28 protein-coding genes and 5 pseudogenes are annotated in these 21,819 nt (G+C 54.0%); 14 read left to right on the plus strand and 19 right to left on the minus strand.

All coding sequences use genetic code 11. From position 1 onward, the window contains the following. Window positions 1-452: 452 nt before the first annotated feature. The 9 genes from MKleb_RS28160 to MKleb_RS28200 form a co-directional block, all read right to left on the minus strand. Window positions 453-851 carry a DUF1380 family protein gene (locus MKleb_RS28160; RefSeq protein ID WP_217076869.1) on the minus strand — a complete coding sequence of 133 codons (399 nt, stop codon included), beginning with the start codon at window positions 849-851 and terminating at the stop codon, window positions 453-455. Between the two features lie 64 nt (window positions 852-915). Further along, the gene (locus MKleb_RS28165) at window positions 916-1,347 is read right to left on the minus strand and encodes an antirestriction protein (RefSeq protein ID WP_217076870.1); all 432 of its coding nucleotides are present in this window, start codon (window positions 1,345-1,347) and stop codon (window positions 916-918) included. A gap of 417 nt (window positions 1,348-1,764) precedes the next feature. Further along, on the minus strand, window positions 1,765-2,529 hold the full coding sequence (locus tag MKleb_RS28170) for a hypothetical protein (protein WP_217076872.1): 765 nt from the start codon (window positions 2,527-2,529) through the stop codon (window positions 1,765-1,767). A 47-nt stretch (window positions 2,530-2,576) separates the two neighbouring features. Further along, window positions 2,577-2,987: a DUF1380 family protein gene (locus MKleb_RS28175; RefSeq protein WP_217076873.1), complete on the minus strand. Its 411-nt coding sequence runs from the start codon at window positions 2,985-2,987 to the stop codon at window positions 2,577-2,579. A 45-nt stretch (window positions 2,988-3,032) separates the two neighbouring features. After that, the gene (locus MKleb_RS28180; protein ID WP_217076874.1) at window positions 3,033-3,254 is read right to left on the minus strand and encodes a hypothetical protein; all 222 of its coding nucleotides are present in this window, start codon (window positions 3,252-3,254) and stop codon (window positions 3,033-3,035) included. Beyond that, entirely contained in the window at window positions 3,254-3,955 is a 702-nt protein-coding gene (locus MKleb_RS28185) for a DNA methylase (RefSeq protein WP_217076875.1), read from the minus strand. Before MKleb_RS28185 ends, MKleb_RS28180 begins: the two co-directional genes overlap by 1 nt. Window positions 3,956-4,341: 386 nt before the next feature. Further along, window positions 4,342-4,677 carry a hypothetical protein gene (locus MKleb_RS28190; protein ID WP_217076876.1) on the minus strand — a complete coding sequence of 112 codons (336 nt, stop codon included), beginning with the start codon at window positions 4,675-4,677 and terminating at the stop codon, window positions 4,342-4,344. Then, window positions 4,674-4,895, minus strand: a complete 222-nt coding sequence (locus tag MKleb_RS28195) for a hypothetical protein (RefSeq protein WP_228740812.1) — start codon at window positions 4,893-4,895, stop codon at window positions 4,674-4,676. The genes MKleb_RS28190 and MKleb_RS28195 overlap by 4 nt, the downstream gene beginning before the upstream one ends. 46 nt (window positions 4,896-4,941) lie before the next feature. Then, window positions 4,942-5,880, minus strand: coding sequence for a DUF1281 domain-containing protein (locus MKleb_RS28200; protein WP_217076878.1), 939 nt, complete (start codon window positions 5,878-5,880; stop codon window positions 4,942-4,944). Between the two features lie 488 nt (window positions 5,881-6,368). Between MKleb_RS28200 and MKleb_RS28205 the strand changes: the two genes are divergently transcribed. The 5 genes from MKleb_RS28205 (at window position 6,369) to MKleb_RS28225 (ending at window position 9,833) form a co-directional block, all read left to right on the plus strand. Next, window positions 6,369-6,611, plus strand: a complete 243-nt coding sequence (locus MKleb_RS28205; RefSeq protein WP_217076879.1) for a DinI-like family protein — start codon at window positions 6,369-6,371, stop codon at window positions 6,609-6,611. Window positions 6,612-6,670: 59 nt separating this feature from the next. Continuing rightward, window positions 6,671-7,054: a translesion error-prone DNA polymerase V autoproteolytic subunit gene (gene umuD / locus MKleb_RS28210; RefSeq protein WP_217076967.1), complete on the plus strand. Its 384-nt coding sequence runs from the start codon at window positions 6,671-6,673 to the stop codon at window positions 7,052-7,054. 12 nt (window positions 7,055-7,066) lie between these two features. After that, complete coding sequence (locus tag MKleb_RS28215) at window positions 7,067-8,341, plus strand: Y-family DNA polymerase (RefSeq protein WP_217076881.1); 1,275 nt, start codon at window positions 7,067-7,069, stop codon at window positions 8,339-8,341. Between the two features lie 173 nt (window positions 8,342-8,514). Beyond that, window positions 8,515-9,474 carry a plasmid segregation protein ParM gene (locus MKleb_RS28220; protein ID WP_217076883.1) on the plus strand — a complete coding sequence of 320 codons (960 nt, stop codon included), beginning with the start codon at window positions 8,515-8,517 and terminating at the stop codon, window positions 9,472-9,474. A gap of 2 nt (window positions 9,475-9,476) precedes the next feature. Continuing rightward, window positions 9,477-9,833, plus strand: a complete 357-nt coding sequence (locus MKleb_RS28225) for a plasmid partitioning/stability family protein (protein WP_217076885.1) — start codon at window positions 9,477-9,479, stop codon at window positions 9,831-9,833. Window positions 9,834-10,013: 180 nt separating this feature from the next. Here MKleb_RS28225 and def read toward each other — a convergent pair whose 3' ends face one another. Genes def through MKleb_RS28250 form a run of 5 tightly spaced genes read right to left on the minus strand, consistent with a single transcriptional unit; the run spans window position 10,014 to window position 12,131 of the window. Further along, complete coding sequence (def, locus tag MKleb_RS28230) at window positions 10,014-10,526, minus strand: peptide deformylase (RefSeq protein WP_217076886.1); 513 nt, start codon at window positions 10,524-10,526, stop codon at window positions 10,014-10,016. 48 nt (window positions 10,527-10,574) lie between these two features. Next, entirely contained in the window at window positions 10,575-11,129 is a 555-nt protein-coding gene (locus tag MKleb_RS28235; RefSeq protein WP_228740813.1) for a histidine phosphatase family protein, read from the minus strand. 42 nt (window positions 11,130-11,171) lie between these two features. Next, window positions 11,172-11,702 (minus strand): low molecular weight protein arginine phosphatase, encoded by a 531-nt coding sequence (locus tag MKleb_RS28240; protein WP_217076887.1) that lies wholly within the window; start codon window positions 11,700-11,702, stop codon window positions 11,172-11,174. A gap of 46 nt (window positions 11,703-11,748) precedes the next feature. Beyond that, window positions 11,749-11,982 (minus strand): hypothetical protein, encoded by a 234-nt coding sequence (locus MKleb_RS28245; protein ID WP_217076888.1) that lies wholly within the window; start codon window positions 11,980-11,982, stop codon window positions 11,749-11,751. Beyond that, a complete protein-coding gene (locus MKleb_RS28250) occupies window positions 11,961-12,131 on the minus strand; it encodes a hypothetical protein (protein WP_217076889.1) in 171 nt (56 codons plus the stop codon). The genes MKleb_RS28245 and MKleb_RS28250 overlap by 22 nt, the downstream gene beginning before the upstream one ends. Window positions 12,132-12,236: 105 nt before the next feature. On the opposite strand from MKleb_RS28250, the pseudogene MKleb_RS28255 reads away from it, so the two are divergent. Both MKleb_RS28255 and MKleb_RS28260 read left to right on the plus strand, forming a co-directional pair. Then, window positions 12,237-13,419: pseudogene (locus MKleb_RS28255) on the plus strand (IS91 family transposase). A 185-nt stretch (window positions 13,420-13,604) separates the two neighbouring features. Beyond that, window positions 13,605-13,896, plus strand: a pseudogene (locus MKleb_RS28260) (transposase); the annotation flags it as partial. 622 nt (window positions 13,897-14,518) lie between these two features. Here the strand turns inward: MKleb_RS28260 and MKleb_RS28265 are convergent. After that, on the minus strand, window positions 14,519-14,836 hold the full coding sequence (locus MKleb_RS28265) for a hypothetical protein (RefSeq protein ID WP_217076890.1): 318 nt from the start codon (window positions 14,834-14,836) through the stop codon (window positions 14,519-14,521). 133 nt (window positions 14,837-14,969) lie between these two features. On the opposite strand from MKleb_RS28265, the gene MKleb_RS28270 reads away from it, so the two are divergent. Next, window positions 14,970-15,659, plus strand: a complete 690-nt coding sequence (locus MKleb_RS28270; RefSeq protein ID WP_217076891.1) for an IS6 family transposase — start codon at window positions 14,970-14,972, stop codon at window positions 15,657-15,659. Window positions 15,660-15,711: 52 nt separating this feature from the next. Here MKleb_RS28270 and MKleb_RS30050 read toward each other — a convergent pair. Beyond that, window positions 15,712-15,834 (minus strand): annotated as a pseudogene (locus MKleb_RS30050) (DUF4158 domain-containing protein); the annotation flags it as partial. On the opposite strand from MKleb_RS30050, the gene MKleb_RS28280 reads away from it, so the two are divergent. Together MKleb_RS28280 and MKleb_RS28285 are read left to right on the plus strand one after the other, a co-directional pair. Then, entirely contained in the window at window positions 15,809-16,378 is a 570-nt protein-coding gene (locus MKleb_RS28280; protein WP_416381401.1) for a transposase, read from the plus strand. The pseudogene MKleb_RS30050 and the gene MKleb_RS28280 overlap by 26 nt on opposite strands. A gap of 185 nt (window positions 16,379-16,563) precedes the next feature. Further along, window positions 16,564-16,761, plus strand: a pseudogene (locus MKleb_RS28285) (DDE-type integrase/transposase/recombinase); the annotation flags it as partial. Window positions 16,762-16,841: 80 nt separating this feature from the next. On the opposite strand, the gene MKleb_RS28290 reads toward MKleb_RS28285, so the two are convergent. Together MKleb_RS28290 and MKleb_RS28295 are read right to left on the minus strand one after the other, a co-directional pair. Continuing rightward, a complete protein-coding gene (locus MKleb_RS28290; RefSeq protein ID WP_217076895.1) occupies window positions 16,842-17,318 on the minus strand; it encodes a DM13 domain-containing protein in 477 nt (158 codons plus the stop codon). A 76-nt stretch (window positions 17,319-17,394) separates the two neighbouring features. Next, window positions 17,395-17,568: a YdgH/BhsA/McbA family protein gene (locus MKleb_RS28295; protein ID WP_217076897.1), complete on the minus strand. Its 174-nt coding sequence runs from the start codon at window positions 17,566-17,568 to the stop codon at window positions 17,395-17,397. Window positions 17,569-17,809: 241 nt separating this feature from the next. Between MKleb_RS28295 and MKleb_RS28300 the strand changes: the two genes are divergently transcribed. Then, window positions 17,810-18,421 carry a TetR/AcrR family transcriptional regulator gene (locus MKleb_RS28300; protein WP_217076899.1) on the plus strand — a complete coding sequence of 204 codons (612 nt, stop codon included), beginning with the start codon at window positions 17,810-17,812 and terminating at the stop codon, window positions 18,419-18,421. Between the two features lie 270 nt (window positions 18,422-18,691). Here MKleb_RS28300 and MKleb_RS28305 read toward each other — a convergent pair whose 3' ends face one another. Next, entirely contained in the window at window positions 18,692-19,387 is a 696-nt protein-coding gene (locus MKleb_RS28305; protein ID WP_217076900.1) for an IS6 family transposase, read from the minus strand. A gap of 137 nt (window positions 19,388-19,524) precedes the next feature. Between MKleb_RS28305 and MKleb_RS28310 the strand changes: the two genes are divergently transcribed. The 3 genes and pseudogenes from MKleb_RS28310 (at window position 19,525) to MKleb_RS28320 (ending at window position 21,566) form a co-directional block, all read left to right on the plus strand. Then, on the plus strand, window positions 19,525-20,202 hold the full coding sequence (locus MKleb_RS28310; protein ID WP_217076901.1) for a hypothetical protein: 678 nt from the start codon (window positions 19,525-19,527) through the stop codon (window positions 20,200-20,202). Between the two features lie 117 nt (window positions 20,203-20,319). After that, the gene (locus MKleb_RS28315) at window positions 20,320-20,757 is read left to right on the plus strand and encodes an RES family NAD+ phosphorylase (protein WP_228740814.1); all 438 of its coding nucleotides are present in this window, start codon (window positions 20,320-20,322) and stop codon (window positions 20,755-20,757) included. A gap of 287 nt (window positions 20,758-21,044) precedes the next feature. Further along, window positions 21,045-21,566 (plus strand): annotated as a pseudogene (locus tag MKleb_RS28320) (GNAT family N-acetyltransferase). The last annotated feature ends 253 nt before the right edge of the window (window positions 21,567-21,819 follow it).

Below are 21,819 nucleotides of genomic sequence, written 5' to 3' on the forward strand. Positions count from 1 at the left end.
AGGCCACGGCGCGAAAAGGGGCGGCGACGCCGTGTACGGCGTCTGCAAGCCTGCCCTCGCGTCAGGGATGGACACCCGTTGCCCGGCGGTTTACCGCAGGGCCGGGCGGAGACAGCGAAGCTGGCTCAGTGCGCAGCATGACAGCCGCCCGGACGCCCGCGCTGGCATTCCGTTGCCCGTTCATCTCAACAGGCAAAAGAAGAACAGCAGGAGCAGGAACAGCAGCAGGAAGACGAATACTGACAGCATCAGCATGAATATCTCTACAAAACACCAGACAAACCAGATACCGAATCGACGCTTCCGATGACACCTCCCCCGGACACACCGGACGGCAGACGGCGGCGCGTCAGCGCAGCCGCTGGCGGCAGGCCCGTGGCCTGCGGCATGGGTTTTTCGCGCGCGAACAGACGGCAACGGGATAACACCGCCCACGCGGGGCGGCGTTCCGGTCAGGCAGACGGCGAATCCAGCACAAGTTGCAGCGTGTCCAGCGCCGCTTTTGCGGCTCCGCTTTCGTCGTCGATAGCGTCCAGTCCGGCGCGGATAGCCGGTAACAGGGCGCGGAGTTCGTTTTCGGGAATGCCGATGTGACGTGGTGCGCGTTCGGCGGCAATCTGGCGCAGTTCCCCTGTCACAAATCCCTGATTGATACCGTAGCGATACAGAATATCGCAGTCGGCTTCCCCGATAGCCTGAAGCACACGCTCTGCCTCGGCAGCGGTCGGGTTGTATTCCGCGCCCATTTCATGCACATCTCCGGCAGTCCAGGTGATGATGGCTAATTTTTCGTTGTTTTCGTGCTTTTTCAGCAATTCAATGCAGATTTCACTGACGGTTCCGTACATCATTTTTGCTCCGGTTGCGTTTTCGTTAATTCGGTTAAGGCGGGGCGCATCGCGCCCCGTGCGGGTATCAGTCAAGGGCGCGGTAAATGGCGCTGGCCTCGCGGTGGGTGGCAGCAAAGGCCATGAGCTGCTCGTAGCGGTTCACGTAGTCGCGGCTGGCTTCTTCCTCGTCGTGGTGGCTGTGCATCCATGCGCGGTGGTTAAGCACCATCGCGGTGATGAAAATACCCGCCGCATCGCCGGACATTTCCCCCTCAAACCAGTTATCAGGGTTGTTAACAACAACGCGCTCATCTTCCGGTGCGAGGTAGCCCGCGCCATCCGGCAACTGGTTAAACACCCACTCGCACCCGTCATAGCCCTGAATGTACTTGTCGGCGTAGGCATAAATGCAGCCCTCGGCCCTCACGTAGTCCGCACCAAACAGCGTGGGGAGAAAATCGAACAGCGCAGACGGGCGAACAGGGGTAGCGGTGGTAGCAGACTGAGCGTGTAACATAATGAGCCTCCGGCTTAACATGAGAAGCGACACCGGGCGGTGCCGTGACTCCAGACAAGACGGGCGGTCAGTCACGAATGCAGGGGCGCAAGGGAAGCCGCAGCCTGACGCGCACGGCGGACGGGAGTTGCAGGGGGAGTCCGCGCCGGCGCGGGCGAGCAACCGGAAAATCACGGCGGACGGGAAGGAGGTACCGGGTGACCGCCGCGTTCATTTTACCCTTGCATTCGTGACAGCCCGGCTACGATGGAGTCACGGCAACGGCCGCACACGCACGGGGCAGGCAAAGGGCGTTTATCACCACAAGGCCCGGCAACAGGCGGGCCGGGTAATGCGGAGCCGCCCGGCGACATCCTTGTTGCCTGTTCTCATCCCGCGCCGGTAAAGGCGGGGAAGGTTCTTCCCTTCCCCGTGCGTTTAATCGTCCTGCGCCAGTCCGTTGCGCACGCCGATAATCATGTTTTTCAGCGCGGCGCGGTCGAACCAGCGACGGGCCGGATCGCCAGGAATAATCAGCGTATGCGCCAGAAAGCCCTCGGCTTCGATCTCCTCCTCGCGCTCGTTAACCAGCGTCAGCAGTACCGGGCAAAAGCGGGCGCCGCGCACCAGTACCGCATCCAGCACGGCATCCAGACGATCCGTATCGGTGACGGGCGGCCAGTCGTCGGCGTATTCGTCAGCAAGCAGTCGCCAGTCCCCCAACCCGCGCTCCATCAGTCGCGGCGTGGCGGACGGTTTCAGGGCCGCAGCCAGGCGGTGCGCGTCCTGTCTGGCAATGCTGCAAATCGTGTCAATGCTGCTTCTGAGGAAGGCCAGCAGATCGTCGCACTCCGCACGGGTCAGCCATTCTTCGGCAAACGGCAGGTGCAGGCTCATCGCGTCAGCCAGATGTTCCGGGGGCGCATCGCGTTTCACGGGGTACAGATGCAGCCGGGCAGGGGTTCCCGCCAGTCGCCGGGCGCTGGCGGTCAGCAGTTCCGCCTTGCCGAACGTCAGCGGCTGGCAAAGGTGCGTGACCAGCGTCAGAATTTGCGCGGCATCGAGCGAGCCGCAGGCAACGAGCCAGCCGGGCATGTTTTCGGGCGCGATCTGCATCATGCTGATTTTTTGCGGCCAGCCCGCATCCTGTAGCATCCGGTCGCCGTGGCGCAGGATCAGCGCGTTCAGGGTGTCGTTTCTCATGGTGATTTTCCTTCGGTGAGTGCCCGCCGTTCAGCGGGGCGGTCGGGTTAAGCGGCGATTTCGTTTTCCAGCCAGGCAATATCTTTCTGAGCGTCCGCAACGCTCGGGTAGTGCTTTTGCACAAGGGGCCACGCCTGCGCGTCTTCCCCGCTGACAGCCCTTGCGGCAATATCCGTGATACGCGCCAGCGTATCGGCGGGGACGCTCACGCGCGGGGTATTGCCCTGAATCCCGGCATACAGCGCCTGAACGGTGCGGAATGACACGCCTTCTTCGGTGTGCTCACCTGTCCCTGTGCGCCCGATAAGCGCCAGCAGCGTGTCGGCTTCGGCCTCCGTCATGTTCTCCGCCTGTGCCATCACGTCCTCTTTCGTCCAGACCAGCAGGGCATAGCGTTCGTCATTGCCAAACATGCGTTTCAGTTTTTTGTTCAGTTCCTTACGGGTTCCGTACAGCATGATTTTTTCTCCACTTTCAGGCAGGGCGGCGTCGCCGCCCGGGGTTCAGTCTCTGAATGATTCGTCGAGTAACAGGGCGATATTGAATGCCTCGTCCATCAGGACGCTGATACGGCGCAGGCTCACGCCAGCCAGCCGCTCCGGCAGCCCGTCATGCTGGTAGTGGTACGTGTCTTCCAGCACTTTCAGAGTCGTTTTCAGGTCGCACATGTTGTTGGCCAGTCCGGCCATGTCGCGGCGCAATGCTTCGTGTCCGTCGTAGTTCATTACGCGGCCTCCGGCAGATATTCGTCGTTCGCCGCCGGGGTGTTCACGGCGCGGCGCATCGCGGCCAGGCGTTCGGCACCTTTGCGGTGATACTGCTCCAGCATTTCAATGCCGATGTAGCGGCGTCCGGCACGGAAGGCGGCGACGCAGGTCGAACCGCTCCCGGCAAACGGGTCGAGCACAATCGCGTTCGGCGCACTGAATGACTCAATCAGCGGCTGTAACGCCTCCACGGGTTTCTGGGTGGGGTGAAGCGGGTTGCCGGTATACGGGAACGGCATCACATCCGGCAGCGGGTTAAGCGGCGGGGTCGGGCGGCCTTTCGCCATCAGATACGCCCCTTCATGGCAGTAGTTCACGAATCCCCGGCGTCCGTTGGCGCTGCGGCGGTTCGAACTGTAGTCTTTGGTGAACACAATCTGGCCCACCGCATAGAAGCCCGCCGCTTTCCACGCCGCCATAAAGCGGTCAACGCGGTTCCAGCCGTAGAAGCTGACCATCAGGGCATCTTTTTTGAGGACGCGGTACATCTCCTGCGTGGCAGGCTCCAGCCACTCGTCGGTGACGTCCCCGGCAATCTGGCGCCCTGAGCGGTCTTTGAAGCCCACAAGATATGGCGGGTCGGTGACGATAAGGTCCACGGCGCGGTCGGGGAATCCGCGCATCACGTCAATACAGTTCCCGAGAATGAATCTGGACATAGCAGCACTCCTGTAGCCTGAGGGGAGCAGGAGGCATCACCGCGATACCGTTCCCTGCCGCACGCTGCCTGTTCATCGCGTCCGGTCGCGGGTCAGGCCGACCGTGGAATACCGAGTCGTCGGCCTTATGACGGCGAGGATATGCCGCGAAAGCGGCTTGAAGGGCGCTCCTTAAAGGGCGAGGGGCTGGCGTACACTCTTAACGACGCCGGGCCTGAGCGGAAAATACCGCCCGCCCCGTACAGGGCCGGACGCGAGACACTGGCAGCGGGTGGCAGGTTCATCCCCCCGCGCCGCCCGGCGGTCGCGGAAGAAAAGCGGAGCCGGAGAAAGGCGACGGCATCAGAAGGGCAAAAAACCGGGCAGAGCACCCGGTCTGGAGGATGTCAGCGGGTAATATCCCGCCAGTCGTTTCCGTATTCATCCGTGATTACAGGAGCATCGGGTGCACCCGTTATCACCCACGCGTCGAGAAATTTGAGGCCGCGCAGGATGCTGTTTTCCACGTCATCGAGCAGGATGATGCTGTTGAACCAGACGACACCCTGCGGGTACAGCCAGCGGTGTCCGTCTTCCTCCCGGTTTAACGCTGGCCACCATGTGCGCCCCATCGCCAGAATACCCCTCTCGGCACGCGCCAGGTCGGGCGCGGAGACGAGAAAATTCACCATCATTTCGATGCCATCAACATCGACGCTCATTCCGACAAGCCAGGTATTCATACGCGTTTCACCTCGTCGATAGCGGATTGCAGAGTGTCCCAGTTAAATCCGATACCAGCGTCATGGCTGTCCTGCGCCAGTTCCATCGCAGCGTCGATGTCGTCCTCCGTGAGCGTGGCGTCCAGCGAGAGAAAATCATCAGCCAGCCAGAACGTGCCGCAGCACAGCGCGTCTTCCGGGTACTGCGCCAGTCGGGCAATGAATGCCTTAACGGTCATGCGTCTTTCCATCGTTAGGCCGGGCGGTTTCCCGCCCGCCTCCTGTTCAGCCACCAAAGTGCGCGATATTGTCGATAAGCCATGCCGGGCCGGTCACATCCGGGCAGCAGTCCTCGTCTTCCGGGTCAGGTTCTCCCCATTCCAGACTGTCGCTGAGTTGTTCGGTGATTTCGCCATTGCTGTAGCGCCCGTAACCGCAGTAATCACATCCCTGCTCCGCGTACCAGTGCTCAATCTCTGCGCCGTGCAGCGAACTCAGCGCCGCCACCACGTCTGTATTCACCGGACTCCACGGGGTGTCAAAATCCACCGTCAGCGTGCTGTCGCCGTCGTGGCTGATATTCACGTCATAGCCCGCCGGCCATTTGCAGCCGTAGCGGCTGAGGTAATACATATATGCGGACGGAATACTGTCCAGCAGACCGCCGTTGAAACCGTTCACCTCGATATCAGGACGGGTCGGCAGCACCAGACGAAAATCCATCGGTTCACCGCCCGTGTCAGGGTCAGTGCCATCGCACAGCGTGTTCCACCAGGACTCCGGGTCTTGCGGCCGGAAAATATTGCTCCAGTCGCAGGATTTCTGGCGGTACAGGCGTTCAATCATCGACGTCGTATATTCATCCAGCATCTGCCAGCGTGCGTCGCGGATACCCGAATCCAGCCAGCACTGATGCAGGGTCTGGCAGGTTTCGGTGTCCAGCTCTGCGCCGTCGGTAAACAGCGCCAGCCAGCGCGTGAATGCCTGCGATGCGGGCGTGCTTTTCGTGGCCACACCGTGCGCGGTCAGCGCCGGAAAGGCCGGATAAAGCGTGTCGGTGTCCGGGCGCAGGAGGCCTGCGCAGCCTGCCAGGAAAAGTTGAATCGCTTCCCGCTTTGCCCGTCCGGGCAGGGGCAATGTCTCGCCTTTGATCCACGCGCGCAGATCGTCGGTATTGTGTTGAATCCCGCTGAACGTCAGTCGGTTGGCACACCAGTTCGGCATGAGCAGCTCCTCAGTTGTCTGAGTGGACAGGAGGCATCACCGCGATACCGTTCCCTGCCGCACGCTGCCTGTTCATCGCGTCCGGTCGCGGGTCAGGCCGACCGTGGAATACCGAGTCGTCGGCCTTATGACGGCGAGGATATGCCGCGAAAGCGGCTTGAAGGGCGTTCCTTAAAGGGCGAGGGGCTGACGTACACTCTCAACGACGCCGGGCCTGAGCAGAAAATACCGCCCGCCCCGTACAGGGCCGGACGCGAGATACTGGCAGCGGGTGGCAGGCAGACATATCCACAAAATGCGGGGAAAAAACGGCGACAACCCTGTGGACAACCTCCATTGATCGGATCGAGGACGGGCCTGACAAGTGCCGCAGGCCTGCGGGATCGGCATGGTTATTTCCTGACCAGATGAAAGATCCGGCAGATTGACAGCGGGAAGCGCTATGCGTATCTTCGCTGTATATCCATACAGTTATTTGCGGAGTGCTTATGTTACAGATTTCTGTCCGTTTCTCCCCGGCCCAGGTCAAAGCCATGCCCACCGGCACCTTTGCTGCTCTGCAGCAGGAAATTGAGCGCCGCCTGACGCCACAACACCCGAAGCTGTGGCTGAATATCGGCAAAGGCTCCGACAGCAGCCTGAACGTCAGCGGCGCACGCAATGACCGCGAGAAGGCGGATGTGATGGAAACGCTCGAAGCTATCTGGCAGGACGACAGCTGGTTGCCATGAAAAACGAACCCGTTTTCCCCCGGTCACAGCTGCAGGCCTGTTCCGCATCACCCACGCCGATGGCCATCCCGTTTTTTGCTGACACCTGCCCGGCCGGATTCCCGAGTCCGGCCGGGGATTACGTCGAGCAGGAGCTGGATTTGAACAGCCTGTGCATCCGGCATCCGTCAGCCACCTACTTCCTCCGCGCCAGCGGGGAAAGCATGCGGGACCTCGGCCTGTATGACGGCGACATTCTGATTGTGGACCGGGCGGAAACAGCAGAGGAAGGCGATGTCGTCATCGCCGAAATGGACGGCGGGTTTACGGTGAAGCGCCTGCGGCTACGTCCGCGACCGGCGCTGGAGCCGATGAACCCGGCCTTTCCGACGCTGTACCCGGACACGCTCACGCTGTTCGGCGTGGTGACGCATTTCCTTCATCGCACCCGGTCACGCCTGTAGTCCGGAGAAAACATGTTTGCCCTTGCTGACGTCAACAGTTTCTATGCCTCCTGCGAGAAGGTGTTTCGCCCCGACCTGCGGGACAGGCCGGTCATCGTCCTCAGCAACAATGACGGCTGCGTGATTGCCCGCAGCGCGGAGGCGAAGGCCCTCGGCATTCCGATGGGCGAACCGTGGTTCAGGCTGAAGGCGACGGCAGAACGCCTGGGGATTGTGGTCTTCTCCAGCAACTATTCGCTGTACCATTCGATGTCTGAGCGCGTCATGCGCTGCCTGGAAGCGCTCTCCCCCCGCGTTGAGCAGTACAGTATTGACGAAATGTTTCTGGACGTCGCAGGCATCGACAACTGTATTTCCTTCGAGGACTTCGGGCGCCAGCTGCGGGAGCACATTCAACGGCATACTGCTCTGACTATCGGTGTCGGAATGGGTCCCACCAAAACCCTGGCGAAAAGCGCACAATGGGCCTCGAAGCAGTGGAAACAGTTCGGCGGCGTGCTGGCGCTGACCACCGGCAATCCCCGGCGAACGCAAAAGCTGCTCTCGCTGCAGCCGGTGGAAGAAATCTGGGGCGTCGGCCGGAAGTTATCTAAAAAGCTGCACACGATGGGTATCATCACCGCCCTGCAGCTGGCGCAGACGCATCCGGCGTTTGTCCGCAAGAATTTCAGCGTGGTTCTCGAGCGCACGGTACGCGAGCTTAACGGGGAAAGCTGCATCAGCCTGGAAGAAGCACCGCCGGCAAAACAGCAAATCGTCTGCAGCCGGAGTTTTGGTGAACGCATCACAGAGTATGATGCGATGCGACAAGCGGTCTGCCTGTACGCAGAGCGTGCGGCGGAGAAGCTGCGGGGCGAACGGCAGCACTGCCGGCATATCGGTGTGTTTGTGAAAACGTCGCCGTTCGCCGCGAATGAACCTTACTACGGCAACATAGCCAGCGAAGGTCTGCCGGTACCGACGAAAGACACCCGGGATATTATCGCCAGCGCCGTCCGCTCACTGGATCGCATCTGGGTCCCCGGCCATCGATACGCCAAAGCAGGCGTGATGCTGAATGACTTCACCCCCACCGGCATCTCGCAGCTGAGTCTGTTTGATGATGTGCAGCCCCACGCCAACAGCGAAGCGCTGATGAGAGCCGTCGACAGCATCAATCACTCGGGTCTGGGGAAAGTCTGGTTTGCGGGGCGAGGGATTACCCCTGAGTGGCAGATGAAGCGGGAGATGCTTTCGCCAGCCTATACGACAAGATGGGACTCAATTCCTACTGCACTAATTAGCTAACATATCTCGACCACATTCTTACCATTTCAAACCCGTATTTTACCCATAATGTAACCATATCAGATGCTTTATGGATTATTTTTGGTGCCAACTAGGATTTGTTGTTGTAAAATACCCACTCACAATCCAGATTTTACCCATAACCAACCCACAAATACCCCTAAGGTGACCAGATGCAAGTTTTCATCGATGATGGTTCTACGAACGTAAAACTCCAGTGGAATGACGCAGGACAGGTACAACAACATATAAGTCCGAACAGTTTTAAGCGCGAATGGGCGGTATCATTTAGCGAAAAAAAGGTGTTCAACTACAGCCTCAATAATGAGCACTACACTTTCGACCCAATAAGTCCAGACGCAGTGGTTACGACGAACGTAGCCTGGCAGTACAGTGACTTAAATGTGGTTGCCGTTCAGCACGCACTCCTAACCAGTGGTTTGCCTGTGGGGGAAGTAGACATTGTATGTACACTTCCTCTGACTGAATATTATGGAAGAGATAATCAGCCTAATACTAAAAATATTGAACGTAAGAAAGAAAATCTGAAAAGAAAGATAACACTCAATGACGGCGAAACTTTCACGATTAAAGATGTGAAAGTCATGCCTGAATCAATACCTGCTGGTTACGAAGTTCTTCAGGAATTAAATGAACTTGATTCACTCCTGATCATTGACCTCGGAGGGACAACATTGGATATTTCTCAAGTAATGGGTAAATTATCAGGGATCAGCAAGATACACGGAGACTCATCCCTTGGTGTTTCAATGGTCACTTCCGCCGTTAAAGAAGCGTTATCAATTGCCAGAACAAAAGGAAGTAGTTTTCTTGCGGATGACATTATTATCCACAGAAACGATATCGATTATCTTAAAAATAGAATCAATGATGAAATCAAAATACCGTTAGTTTTGCAGGTAATGAATGATGAACTTAAAAAGTTAATTAATCGCGTACTTAATGTAATCGACTCATTTACAGGCTTCACTCACGTCATGGTAATAGGTGGAGGCGCAGAACTCATTAGTGAGGCAGTGCATAAACACACAATGATCAGGGACGACCGTTTTTATAAAACCGAAACTTCACAGTTCGATCTGGTTAATGGCATGTACCTTATTGGAAACTAATAATGGATAAGCGCAGAACGATTACTTTCAAAATTAATCCCGAAAGTAATATGGCTGATAATGTGGTAAGCACTACCCTGGATAGTGTCCCGCAAGGAGAGCGAGGTAGGCTAAGCCGCGCGGCTCTTGCGGCGGGTCTCGCTTTATACCGACAGGATGCCCGACTCCCTTTTCTTTTGTGTGAACTACTAACACACAACCTTTCGTACAGCGAAATAGAGCAAATACTTATGTCTATTAAGCTAGGAGGAACGAATGCGAGCAATAATACTTCAGCATCGCAAAAGAATGCTGTCACCGAGACTGAAACCTATCCTGAAGATAAAACAAAAAGCAACGGTCGGAAATTAATTTCTTAGCGACAGAAACTGTAAATCCTCGACGAGATTGTCGAGGATTTCTGGAAAATCATGCAGCCAACCACAATCCGTTCGAGGCATCCTTCTACGCCTCACCACACCGGTTTTTCGGGGGGGGGGATAACCAGGGTATGATTCTACATCCATTATGTTTCGGTATATCAGATAGTTACTTCACTTTTAAAAAATTGTATTTTTCAATTTTTGAGTTTTTCTAATTTTCTTCATTGCCATTTTTCTTTTCAATGGTGATAAATAATCAATAAACACCTTTCCATGAAGATGATCAATTTCATGTTGCATCACGATGGCAAGATAACTGCTATCTTCAATGGTGAATGCCTCGCCTTTACGGTCAAGAGCATGAATTTTGACTTTTTGATAACGCTTTACCTGTGCGTAAACTCCTGGCACCGATAAACATCCTTCTTCACTGTCTATGCTCCCTTCCTGTTCAATAATACAAGGATTAACCATGATTAGCGGTTGATCCCGAGTTTCGGATATATCGATGATAGCAACAGCTTCAGTACGGCCGATTTGTGCGGCTGCCAATCCTATACCGTTATCGGTTGAATACAAAGTATCCAACATGTCATCAATTAAGTCTTGTATGGTTTCGACGTTTTCAACGGTTTTGTAGGTGACACGAAGCTTATCATCAGGCACTTCAGTAATATTTTTAATAGCCATATTTACTTTCCTTTTAGGCTCGAATACGGCAAAGTCCTTAAACTTCTTTCAACACTCATAAGTTCGCATAGTCCAGAAACCAGTGTGTTGTCGGTGTTGTTCCTCCCATCCTCTGGAAATCAATTCTTTGGCAATTATCCTGTTATTTATGCCATGCCCTATGAGTAATACCGGCCCTTTTGATTCTTTGGCAAGGTCTATCAGCATGTTAGTTGCACGAACAGCCCTTCTTTTCGCATCCCCCAGGGTTTCCGCACCTGGTGATATCCCCATAAGCCACATTATGCGAAATATAAAAGACCAGCAACCTGGCTGTAGCTTTACTGCAGGCATTGTAATAACAGGTAGGTCAACTTCTCTGAAGACGTTATCGATAAGGCCAGGTTCACATCCCAGTGCATAAACTGATGAAACCGCCCTGGGCAAATCACTGCACACAACCTTTGATGCGATGCTTGCAGCACGCTTACAGCTTTCAGGTGGAACGTCACTGCCAATGTCCGATAAGTTATATTGATTTATCCATCCGAACATTTCATCGCTTAATAGTCTTCTACTGCTGGAATAGGCAGGCTTACCATGTCGCATTAAAATAATTTTCAATCATGAGCCTCATGTCTTCATTTGACCTGAAATAGAAAAAACTTAACGTTTGCTGACGCGGTTTTGTTTATCAAATTTATCCAGAGCCAGAGGTAATAACTCATCAAGCTGAGTTTCAAGGGCTTTATATGCTGAAAGAGGCATCCCGTACGGGTCACTTAAATCTTCACTGTTTCCTTTTGCATACTCATAGACTGTAAATACCTTGCCCTTAGCTTCCGGGTACTGAGACAGTATTTTATCACGGTGTTTCCCGGTCATTGTCAGCAGCAGGCCGGATTCAGAAATGTCGTTCCCGGTCAGTTGCGTAGCCCTGTGAGATGAAACATCAATACCCCTTGCTTTAAGCGTAATGACGGTCCCTTGCTCTGGCGTGATTTCACCAGGGTCAACATTAACACCACGAGACTGAGCAACAATATCGAGGTTTCGTTCTGATATATAATGTTTACTCAGTGCTTCACCCATAGGGCTCCGTCCGGTATTACCAGTGCAAACAAAAGTAATAAAATTATCTGCAGCGCCTGTTGCCGTACTTAAAAACAGCAACAGCGCAGCCCAGGAAATTCTCATACCCTTCACTCCTTTTTTGAAAAAAAATTCATTCTCAGCCAGATAGTTAAACGATAACCGTCAGCAAAAATTCATAAGGCATGACGTCTCCATCGCGAGGCGTCACCATCCAGCCACACATGGCAAACAACTCCGTCACAGCCTCAATATTCCCGGTGATGCGAACAGCCAGGGGATAGCGCCCCCTGCCGTTCTCATCAAAGCCATTATCAATGCTGCTGCGCAGGGCGTAAATGCCGTTAATGCCGGCATTCAGCTTCACCCATGACGGCCGGTCCATTCCCGGTCGGTCAGCAAATTGTAAATCCAGCCAGCATCTTTGGCGAGCTCGAAGGCATACGTCAGGCGGAACAGGTCACTCTGTTCGGCAATATCGCCATGGCAGGAGCGCCAGAGATAATCCAGCTTCTCCGGCAGCCGGGCCTTCATGCCGTATGTTCGGCCCTGCCCAAGTAGGCAGCCTGACGGCTGCGACTTGTCATGGCCTTCGGCGACTGTTATAACCCGGGCTCACACTTCTTCTGTGAAATGATTATGCTTCCCCGCTTCGCCGATATCTTTCAGCAGGGCAACTGCTGGCTTAGCTGGTATCACAAACAGCCTGAAGGCTCTGTTCGTCCCGCCGTCATTGAGGCCGTCACTAAAATCATGGCCTGCGGCACCACGCTCATGGGATACACATGCTGGCAATGCCCTGACCCCGGATGTGGTCACTCAAAAAAGTCTGTTTTCGCTGTAAAAGCCGCTCCTGCCACACTGCGGCGTAAAAGCCGGCGAAGTCTGGATACAGTATCTTCTCGCCCTGGTGCCCGACGGTGAATGGCAGCACATCACCTTCACCCTCCCCTGTGAGTTCTGGCCCCTGATAGACCATAACCGCTGGCTGCTCGCCGAAATGAGCCGCCTCGCGGCTGATGTTGTTCTGGAAACCGGCCGGCGGGGCGACTTTCTACCGGACTGCTTCAGCGTCATCCATACCTGGGGGCGCGACCAGCAGTGGCATCCGCATATTCACCTTTCCACAACGGCCGGCGGGATTACTGACGCCAGTACCTGGAAGAAAGTGCAGTTTTACGCCCGCAACGTGATGCCGATGTGGCGCTGGCGTATCACTGACCTGCTGCGCCGGGAATTCTGGCGGCTGGAGATACCGGCAACCCTGGCTGCAGAAAGTCGCAGCAGGCAGGACTGGAATCGCTTTCTGGACCGGCACTACAGGAGAAAATGGAATGTGCGGGTGTCGAAGGTGATGGACAACGCCACGCACGTGGCGATGTACTTCGGGGCTTACCTTAAGAAGCCCCCGGTGTCGATGAGCCGGCTGGAGCACTACGCCGGGCGGGATGAAATTATCATGCGCTACCGCAGTCACCGGACAAAGCAGGAGGAGACGCTGACGCTGAGCGGGGATGAGTTTATGGAACGCTTTTCCTGGCATGTGCCGGAGAAACGGTTCCGGATGGTGCGGTATTACGGTTTTCTGAGCCCGTCAAAGCGGGCCGTGCTGGAAGTCGTGTATCTGTTAACAGAGACGCAGCGTAAAACGGCGCGGATGGTGACATGGCGGGGGCTGTACCAGCGGCTGCTGAAAGTGGACCCACTGGCGTGCATTTTGTGCGGGAAGATAATGTGTTTCAGCGGGCTGAAACGGGGGCTGCGGCTTGCGGAACTGGTGGCACGGCATGAGCAGCTGGCGCAGATGAAAATGTGCGGTTAGGCGCGGATGCAGGGAAGATCCGTCCGCAGCGCAGGGAAAGTTTAAAAGACGGTCAGTTAATCGATATCACCGATAAATGAGCAATTACTGATTGAAGCAAACAATCACCAGACCTCCGTCAGCGCTGGCCGGGAGTCAAAAATGGTGGTTGTTTGTTGTTCAGTTTCAGGTTTTAATTCCTATCAATGGACGAGGCCGAAGCAGATGTGCTGGCATACTTCAGCTTCCCTAAAGCGCATCGGGTGAAGATCCACTCCACCAACACACTGGAACGCCTGAACAAAGAGGTGAAGCGGCGTGCTGACGTAGTGGGCATCTTCCCCAATGAAGAGAGCATAACCCGACTTCTGGGGGCCGTGCTGACGGAACAGAACGGAATGGCTGCTGCAGAACCGTTATCTGCCACAACATACTATGACGGAGATAGACCAGGCCGCTGAAACTGAAGTAATCGAGGCGCTGCCACTCAGCGCTTAACAGACATATTACCGGACCGGAAGGCCGGATCTGAATTTACACCACCTTGACGGACTCGACCGACACTTCCACCTGGGCTGCTGATAAAAGCCAGTTTCCGTATCAACAGGTCCACAATCCCAACTTTAACGGCGGGAAGCCGACTGAGGTCGAGCCTCTGATTTTTTCAATTATCGCGAAACGGGTCAGCCAGTAACTGGGGTTAACGCTCGGCGTTACAGGTCGTAGAAAAATCCAGATTTCCGGCGAAGAATCCCCTATTGCTGTCTGGGCCAATTAAATTTTTGACGCCACAAAATTTTGGCGGGTTCCTGCTTACAACCCCTATACGGCACGAAGAGGTGATCAGAAGTGTTCCGCAGCGGATAAAAACGCTCGGAGAGAGGGAGTATGGCGATTAGGTGTTTTTCACACAGAAAACCACCAGAAATGGCGGTTACAGCTCTGTTTTGTGACGTAAGTAATGCTGATGCGTCTGGCTGCATGAATATGCATGTGTTTAAATTATATCAGCCGTGACAGGGGCGGTTTATCGGGTGGTTTGTTGCCCTTTATACCTGACTTCCGCCCCTGTCGCGGCGAACCCGGCAGGGGCGGTGCGGGCAAGGGATGTTATGGTAAATCAGTCATCACTGAAGGTATTTTCACAGGCATTACATTTGTACTTATCTAAGATGTATTCATCTACTGCTTTTCCTGCAGCAGCACCCACAGCCGCACCTGCTGCCAGACCGCCAAGAAAACCGATAACCCCCCCGGCAACAGTCCCGATACCTGGGAATATTGCTGAACCAATTGCAGCTCCTACGGTGGCTCCTTCACTCCCACCGGCGATTGCGCCAATTCCTCCAGCGGCTGCACCAGCTCCACCTGCTACCTTTGTACCAATGTTTCTTTTCTGTGTTTTGTCTGAACCACATTTTGGGCATGTAACAGCCATTTTTAATCCTTTTTCCTTGCAAAACTTATAGCTTACCCAATAACGGGGTTTGAGGGCCAACCGTACAAAACGTGGTTCTGTCGCATTAAGGGATCGTGGGGTAACATGCTATTTTTTAAGATGTTACCTGACCATGCCTTTGATCCAAAATGCCTTCAGGCGGCTGCATTATCCCGTCGATATTATTGCCCAGAGTGTTCGCGGGTACCTGGCTTATGCCCTGAGCCTGCGTAATCTGGAGGAAACGATGACTGAGCGCGGCATTGTCGTTGATCATTCCACGCTCCATCGCTGGGTTATCCGCCTGGTGCCGTTGCTGGATAAGGTCTTTCGCCGACATAAGCGCACAGTCGGTCGGCGATGGCGTATGGATGAAACCTACATCAGAATCAAAGGTCAGTGGAAGTATCTGTACCGCGCAGTGGATACCGACGGCCAGACCATCGACTTTTTGCTTACCGCCAGACGGGATGCGGCAGCAGCGCTGCGCTTCTTCCGCAAAACTATCCGTAACCACGGCGAGCCTGAAGTGGTCACGATAGATAAAAGCGGCGCGAATACTGCGGCTCTGGCCACGCTCAATGCCGACAACCCTGAGGAAGAAGCCATTACCATCAGGCAATGCAAGTATCTGAATAACCTGATTGAGCAGGATCATCGAAATATCAAACGCAGGATACGTCAGATGCTGGGATTCAAATCATTTCGCCGGTCACAGACGATACTGGCAGGTATTGAGTTAATCCACATGATACGCAAAGGACAGCATCTGCAAGGTGATGGATTGTCACCGGCAGAACAATTTTATCTGTTGGCTGCCTGAATAAGTGGCAACACGAGGCTTTACTGACTTACCTCCGTTAATGCGACAGAGCCATATGATTCATATCGGTGAGAAAGGTGCCCAGAAAACGCACGCACCCTATTTGCAGGGCAATTCCCAGACGATTGTGATCGCCTCTGCTTTTTCCGATAAATTCCTTGTCTGCCTCATCAAGTAGGCAGCCTGACGGCTGCGACTTGTTATGGCCTGCGGCGAACAGGAGAAAATTGAATGTGCGGGTGTCGAAGGTGATGGACAACGCCACGCACGTGGCGATGTACTTCGGGGCTTACCTTAAGAAGCCCCCGGTGTCGATGAGCCGGCTGGAGCACTACGCCGGGCGGGATGAAATTATCATGCGCTACCGCAGTCACCGGACAAAGCAGGAGGAGATGCTGACGCTGAGCGGGGATGAGTTTATGGAACGCTTCTCCTGGCACGTGCCGGAGAAGCGGTTCCGGATGGTGCGGTATTACGGTTTTCTGAGTCCGTCAAAGCGGGCCGTGCTGGAAGTCGTGTATCTGTTAACAGAGACGCAGCGTAAAACGGCGCGGAAGGTGACATGGCGGGGGCTGTACCAGCGGCTGCTGAAAGTGGACCCACTGGCGTGCATTTTGTGCGGGAAGATAATGTGTTTCAGCGGGCTGAAACGGGGGCTGCGGCTTGCGGAACTGGTGGCACGGCATGAGCAGCTGGCGCAGATGAAAATGTGCGGTTAGGCGCGGATGCAGGGAAGATCCGTCCGCAGCGCAGGGAAAGTTTAAAAGACGGTCAGTTAATCGATATCACCGATAAATGAGCGATTACCGATTGAAGCAAACAATCACCAGACCTCCGTCAGCGCTGGCCGGGAGTCAAAAATGGTGGTTGTTTGTTGTTCAGTTTCAGGTTTTAATTCCTATTAATGAACAACCTGGTCGAGCAGGATCACCGAAATATCAAATGTCGAATACGCCTGATGCTGGGATTCAAATCGTTTCGGCGGGCACAGACGATTCTGGCCGGCATTGAGTTAATTCATATGATACGAAAAGGGCAATATCAACATCCGGCAGGTGACGTGATCTCACCTGCGGAACAGTTCTCTTTGCTGGCAGCCTAAACAACCGACAGCGCAACTTTTGCTGGCTCCACATCACTAATGCGACAGAGCCAGGATAAGTGATTCCGCTATGAACTTGTTTATTTGAACGAAGCCGAAGAAATAAACTGTTCAAATTTCTCACACCAGATTTGTACGGTGGTGTATTCGTCAATATTGACACCATTCGGAAGGCTCTTTTTGAAATTACCGAAGTTTTTAAGGTCGCCAATATAAAGTGAGTCTTCTTTGATTTTCATGAAGGATTCACGATCATTGGCCTGGTTTTTGGTCAAGTAGATCTTGTAATCCGGTCCGGGCGCGACGCTGCCTTCAAAGGCTATCTCTTTATCATTCACATACAGCTTGCCTTCTGCCCAGTGCACAGCATTGCTGCCTTTCTGGTTTTTATCAAAGACACCGTTATAGCGTGCATTGTCTTTAACGGTTTGGATCTCTTCCGTGGTGGAATTTTTTTCCGCGGTCAGGACTGGTAAGATATATATTCCTGCGCCGAAACCAATACCAAATAGTGCGAGGTGAGAGGCGATAAGTGCAATTTTCAGTGACTTTTTCATAATGTATTTCCTGGTTGAAATTGCTGCAGCATGTGTGGCTACATATTTTTAATATCAACAAGAGAGTTGTTTCTAATTACGCTTTGGCATCGGCATTGTTATAAAGCGTTGCCGTGGCATAACCGAGTTGATTGGTATTCAGATGGTTGATCCGAAAATAATCAGCCCTGGCATTCTGAGCTTTTGCCGCAAGTTGATGCGTTAACTCATCAATGGTGCCGATAGAGGCGGTGATACTCCCGATGCGCAACAGTTCACATTGGTGCGACTGCGTAATTTCTGTCGTGTTTTGTGCAAAAGCAGGGACTGCGCTGAATGCCAGGATTGAAGCAATGATGATCTATTTCATGATGTTCTCCTTAGAGGACGTTTTTTAGTGGTCGCTAAAATATATAGCCTGGCTGGATTGTGGGTGCAAATATTTTTTTAGCGATTGCTCAAAAATAAGGTAAAATACGTTATGCGAAACTATTAAAATGTAAGGTAACATCATGATAAAAAGTAAGAAAACTGGGCGGCCCAAGCTCATGTCGGAAGAGGCATTGGTCGGGGCTTTGTTCCAGGTCTTTGCTTCAAAAGGCTATGCGTCAACCTCCATTTCCGATTTGACACAAGCGACAGGCATGAAACCCGCTTCTTTGTACCTGGCTTTTGGCAACAAAGAAGGGATGTACGCTGCAGCCCTGGCCTACTATCGGCAGACGTGGCTGCAAGGGCTTCAGCAAACCCTCGAGAATAAAGGGTTAAGCTTTCAACAGCGCATCACTGCCTTTTTGACGGCCGCTTTCATCCTGTTTAGCTGTAACGACAAACCTTTGGGCTGCATGATGACTTTTTCCGCTCTGGCGTTTCAGACCGGGGAAGGGGAATTATCCAACCAGTTGCGGGATGAACGTGCCGCGTTCGTGCAGTGGCTGGAAGAAGAAGCTCGTCTGGCACAGAAAGTTGGGGAGTTGCCTTATCACATGACGCCCGCCACATTTGCCAGCTTTATCGTTACGCTCGAGCGCGGCTTGGCGTTAGGGGCGCTCGATAAGCCCGATCCGCAGGTCGTTCTCACCATGCTCGAAAATGTTCTCGCGTTGTTGTTTATCGAGAAGTAAAAGCCATGACAGGAGAGTCTCCTCCCCCTCCATCCTCCCCCAATTCGCTGCATAATGATGAGTCGTACGTAGCCAGACTGTGGCAAGGTGAACGCATTTTGGACAAAGGGGAAAAATGATGTTGAAGGCGTGGTATTGGTTTGGGTCGGTAACAACCAATAATCCCTATATTGATTAATATACTGAACTGACAGCAACGCCCGTTCCTGGCACACAACAGCTCTGTCGCATTAGTGATGTGGAGCCAGCAAAAGTTGCGCTGTCGGTTGTTTAGGCTGCCAGCAAAGAGAACTGTTCCGCAGGTGAGATCACGTCACCTGCCGGATGTTGATATTGCCCTTTTCGTATCATATGAATTAACTCAATGCCGGCCAGAATCGTCTGTGCCCGCCGAAACGATTTGAATCCCAGCATCAGGCGTATTCGACATTTGATATTTCGGTGATCCTGCTCGACCAGGTTGTTCAGATACTTGCTTTGCCTGATGCTAATCGTTTCCTCATCAGGTTTGTCGGCGTTGAGCCTGACCAGCGCTGCGGTGTTAGCGCCACTTTTATCGACAGTGACTACTACCGGTTCGCCGTGATGGCGAATTGCCTTGCGAAAGAAGCGTAAGGCGGCAGCGGCGTCCCGTTTCGCTGTCAGCAGGAAGTCGATAGTCTGGCCTGCCGTATCGACTGCCCGGTACAGATATTTCCACTGGCCTTTGATTTTGATGTAGGTTTCGTCCATTCGCCAGCGCCGTCCTGTGGTACGTTTATGCCGACGAAAGGCCTTATCCAGAAGCGGTACCGGGCGAATGACCCAACGGTGAAGTGTGGAATGATCAACGATAATCCCACGCTCTGCCATTATCTCCTCCAGATTTCGCAGGCTGAGTGAGTATGCCTGATACCAGCGAACACACTGAGCAATAATATCAACAGGATAGTGCAGGCGTTTGAAGGCTTGTCGGATCAGCTGCATAGTCAGGTAACATCGCAAAAAAACAATATGTTATCTGACAACTTCTTAATGCGACAGAGTCGGTAGTAATCCTTTGGAAGGTTATTTCGGATATGCTATTATTATATCGTGTTCATAACCCACACGGGAGAGCATCCATGAGTGTCCACAAAGAGCACCCTGGGGTTTCCACTCTGATTGGAACCCCGAAAGAAGTGACGGTCCGCCTCGGTAAATCCCATGCCAAGCACGTACTGGTTTTCTCGTTTGAACATCAGAACCACAGCGGTACCAAGGTTCTGATGGAAAACCTGTCAAACATGGCGTATTCCATGTTTGGACTGTTTCAACAGCAACATCAAAGCCGTGCAACGCTGGAGCGCCTGGCGGAGGTGTTTGTGCCGTCGACACCTGCACCACCGCGCATTCTCAAAGAAGCAGCGATGCTGATTAAAGCGCGCAAGGCCGTTCTGGAGAGTGGCGACTGGCTGACGGCGGCCCAACTGACCCAACTGGCACAGTTAAGCACTGCCAATCCGAGCGCGCAGCCGAATAAATGGAAGAAGGCCGGACGCATCTTCGCTATCCGCCATAATGGTGTTGATTATTTCCCGGCCTATGGTCTGGACAAGGATGAGGGCTTCCGGCCACTGAAAGCACTGGCGCAGGTGATCGAGGTGTTTGAAGGTCATAAGGATGGTTGGGGGATGGCGTTCTGGTTCTTGTCGGCCAACAGCTTTCTGGGCGGGAGACGGCCGCAGGACCTGCTGGCTACACAGCCCGAGCGGGTGATTGCCGCCGCCAGGGATGAAGTTCAGGGGGTAGAGCATGGCTAAGCCTCTTGCCAGGGATAAAGCGGCAGCGGAGCCGGCGGAGCAGCGTGAGGCCGGGACCACGCCACTGCCGCCCGCAGGCTCCCTGAAGACCACCCGTACTCACTGAAGAAAGGGACCGTGTTGCACCGTGTTCACCCTGAGCGGTACGCAGCCGAGCAGTTTAATCCTGGCCGGCTCGGCAACGCGCGCTTCAGTCCTATTCAGAATGCGGAAGGTGAGCCCATTCCGACTATTTACGCGGGTGTGACCAAAGACTGCGCCATGATGGAGACGGTCTTCCACGATGTCCCGTTTACACCTGGGGTTAAAACCTACGATAAAAGTAAGCTGGAAGGGCAGGTACACTCCACGCTTGAGGTTACCCAGGATCTGGAACTGGTGGATCTTGCCACCGTGCCGTTGCGTAAGTTGGGTATTACTCGTAACGCGTTAATCGATACGGAGAAGGATCAGTACCCAACGACCCGCAAATGGGCCGAAAAGATTTATCAGGAATGCCCGACGGCGCTGGGGATGTCATGGGTTTCAGGCAGGATGACACCGCACGGGCGATGATATTGTTTGGTGATCGGGATTTCCCCGGAATCGCTTTGCCAGACTGGTGAGTCGCTCAGCCTGGTTAACGATCCGACCACTTACGACGACGTGCTCGACCTAGCTGAGCGGCTTGATGTCCTGATTGTTCCGGGCAAGGAGTAACGGGCTGTTGGCTGATGCCTCACATGAATAAAGTCGGATAAGCACAGCCAGTCGCATGCGTTTCTGGAGCTACTGGATCTACCGGCGCAGGACAATGCAGAACTGAAGGATCTGTTCTCGCGCTTTGCACCGTGGAGTAGCTGATGGCATTGACGGTGCCGTCAGTGCTGGCTGCAGGTCATGTGCTCGAAGAATTCGATTGCGGCAAAGCCAGTTTTTTACGACTGGCTGGTGCGGCATGCCCGGCAGTCACAGTCCTGCGGCCCAGCCAAAACCTATGTCGTGGCTGACGAACAGCGGGTCGTTGGGTATTTCAGCCTGACTGTGGGCCAGATCGATACCCTGGAAGCGCCTGACCGTGTGCGAAAGGGAATGGGGGCGTATCCCGTGCCCGTTGTCATTCTGGCGCGGTTGGCTGTCGACCAGCATATGCATGGCGCGGTATTGGCGTGGGGCTTCTGTAGGAAGCAATCCGGCGCACGGTCATCATCTCCGAGCAAGCTGGCGTGCGGGCCATGCTGACGCATCCGATCGATGATGAAGCCGCACGCTTCTACCAGTGCTTCGGCTTTGAGACATCGTCCGTACGGGAGCAGCAGCTACTGCTGTTGTTGAAGGATGCACGCAAGCTTCCGTTGCCCCAGGTCGGCACACCTCATCAGTAAAGACTGGCACGGGTGTGCTCGCGTACTCAAGGTCAACTGGTGTGCATGCATGCCGCAACGCAACTTTGTTGAGTGCATCTGAATCGCTACCACATGGCGCATTTTTCTGGAGCTAGGATCAGCAATTTTGTACAAAAAAGGAGATCGCCGGATGGCAGGAAAAAAACGGACCGAGGAGAAAGCTAGGTATCGTCACCTTAGCGAACTGGGTGGTCTGGAGATGCTTCAGGCCCGTTACGTTCGCCAGCGCTTT

It is taken from the genome of Klebsiella sp. PL-2018 (genome assembly GCF_019048985.1).
Classification (GTDB): domain Bacteria; phylum Pseudomonadota; class Gammaproteobacteria; order Enterobacterales; family Enterobacteriaceae; genus Klebsiella; species Klebsiella michiganensis.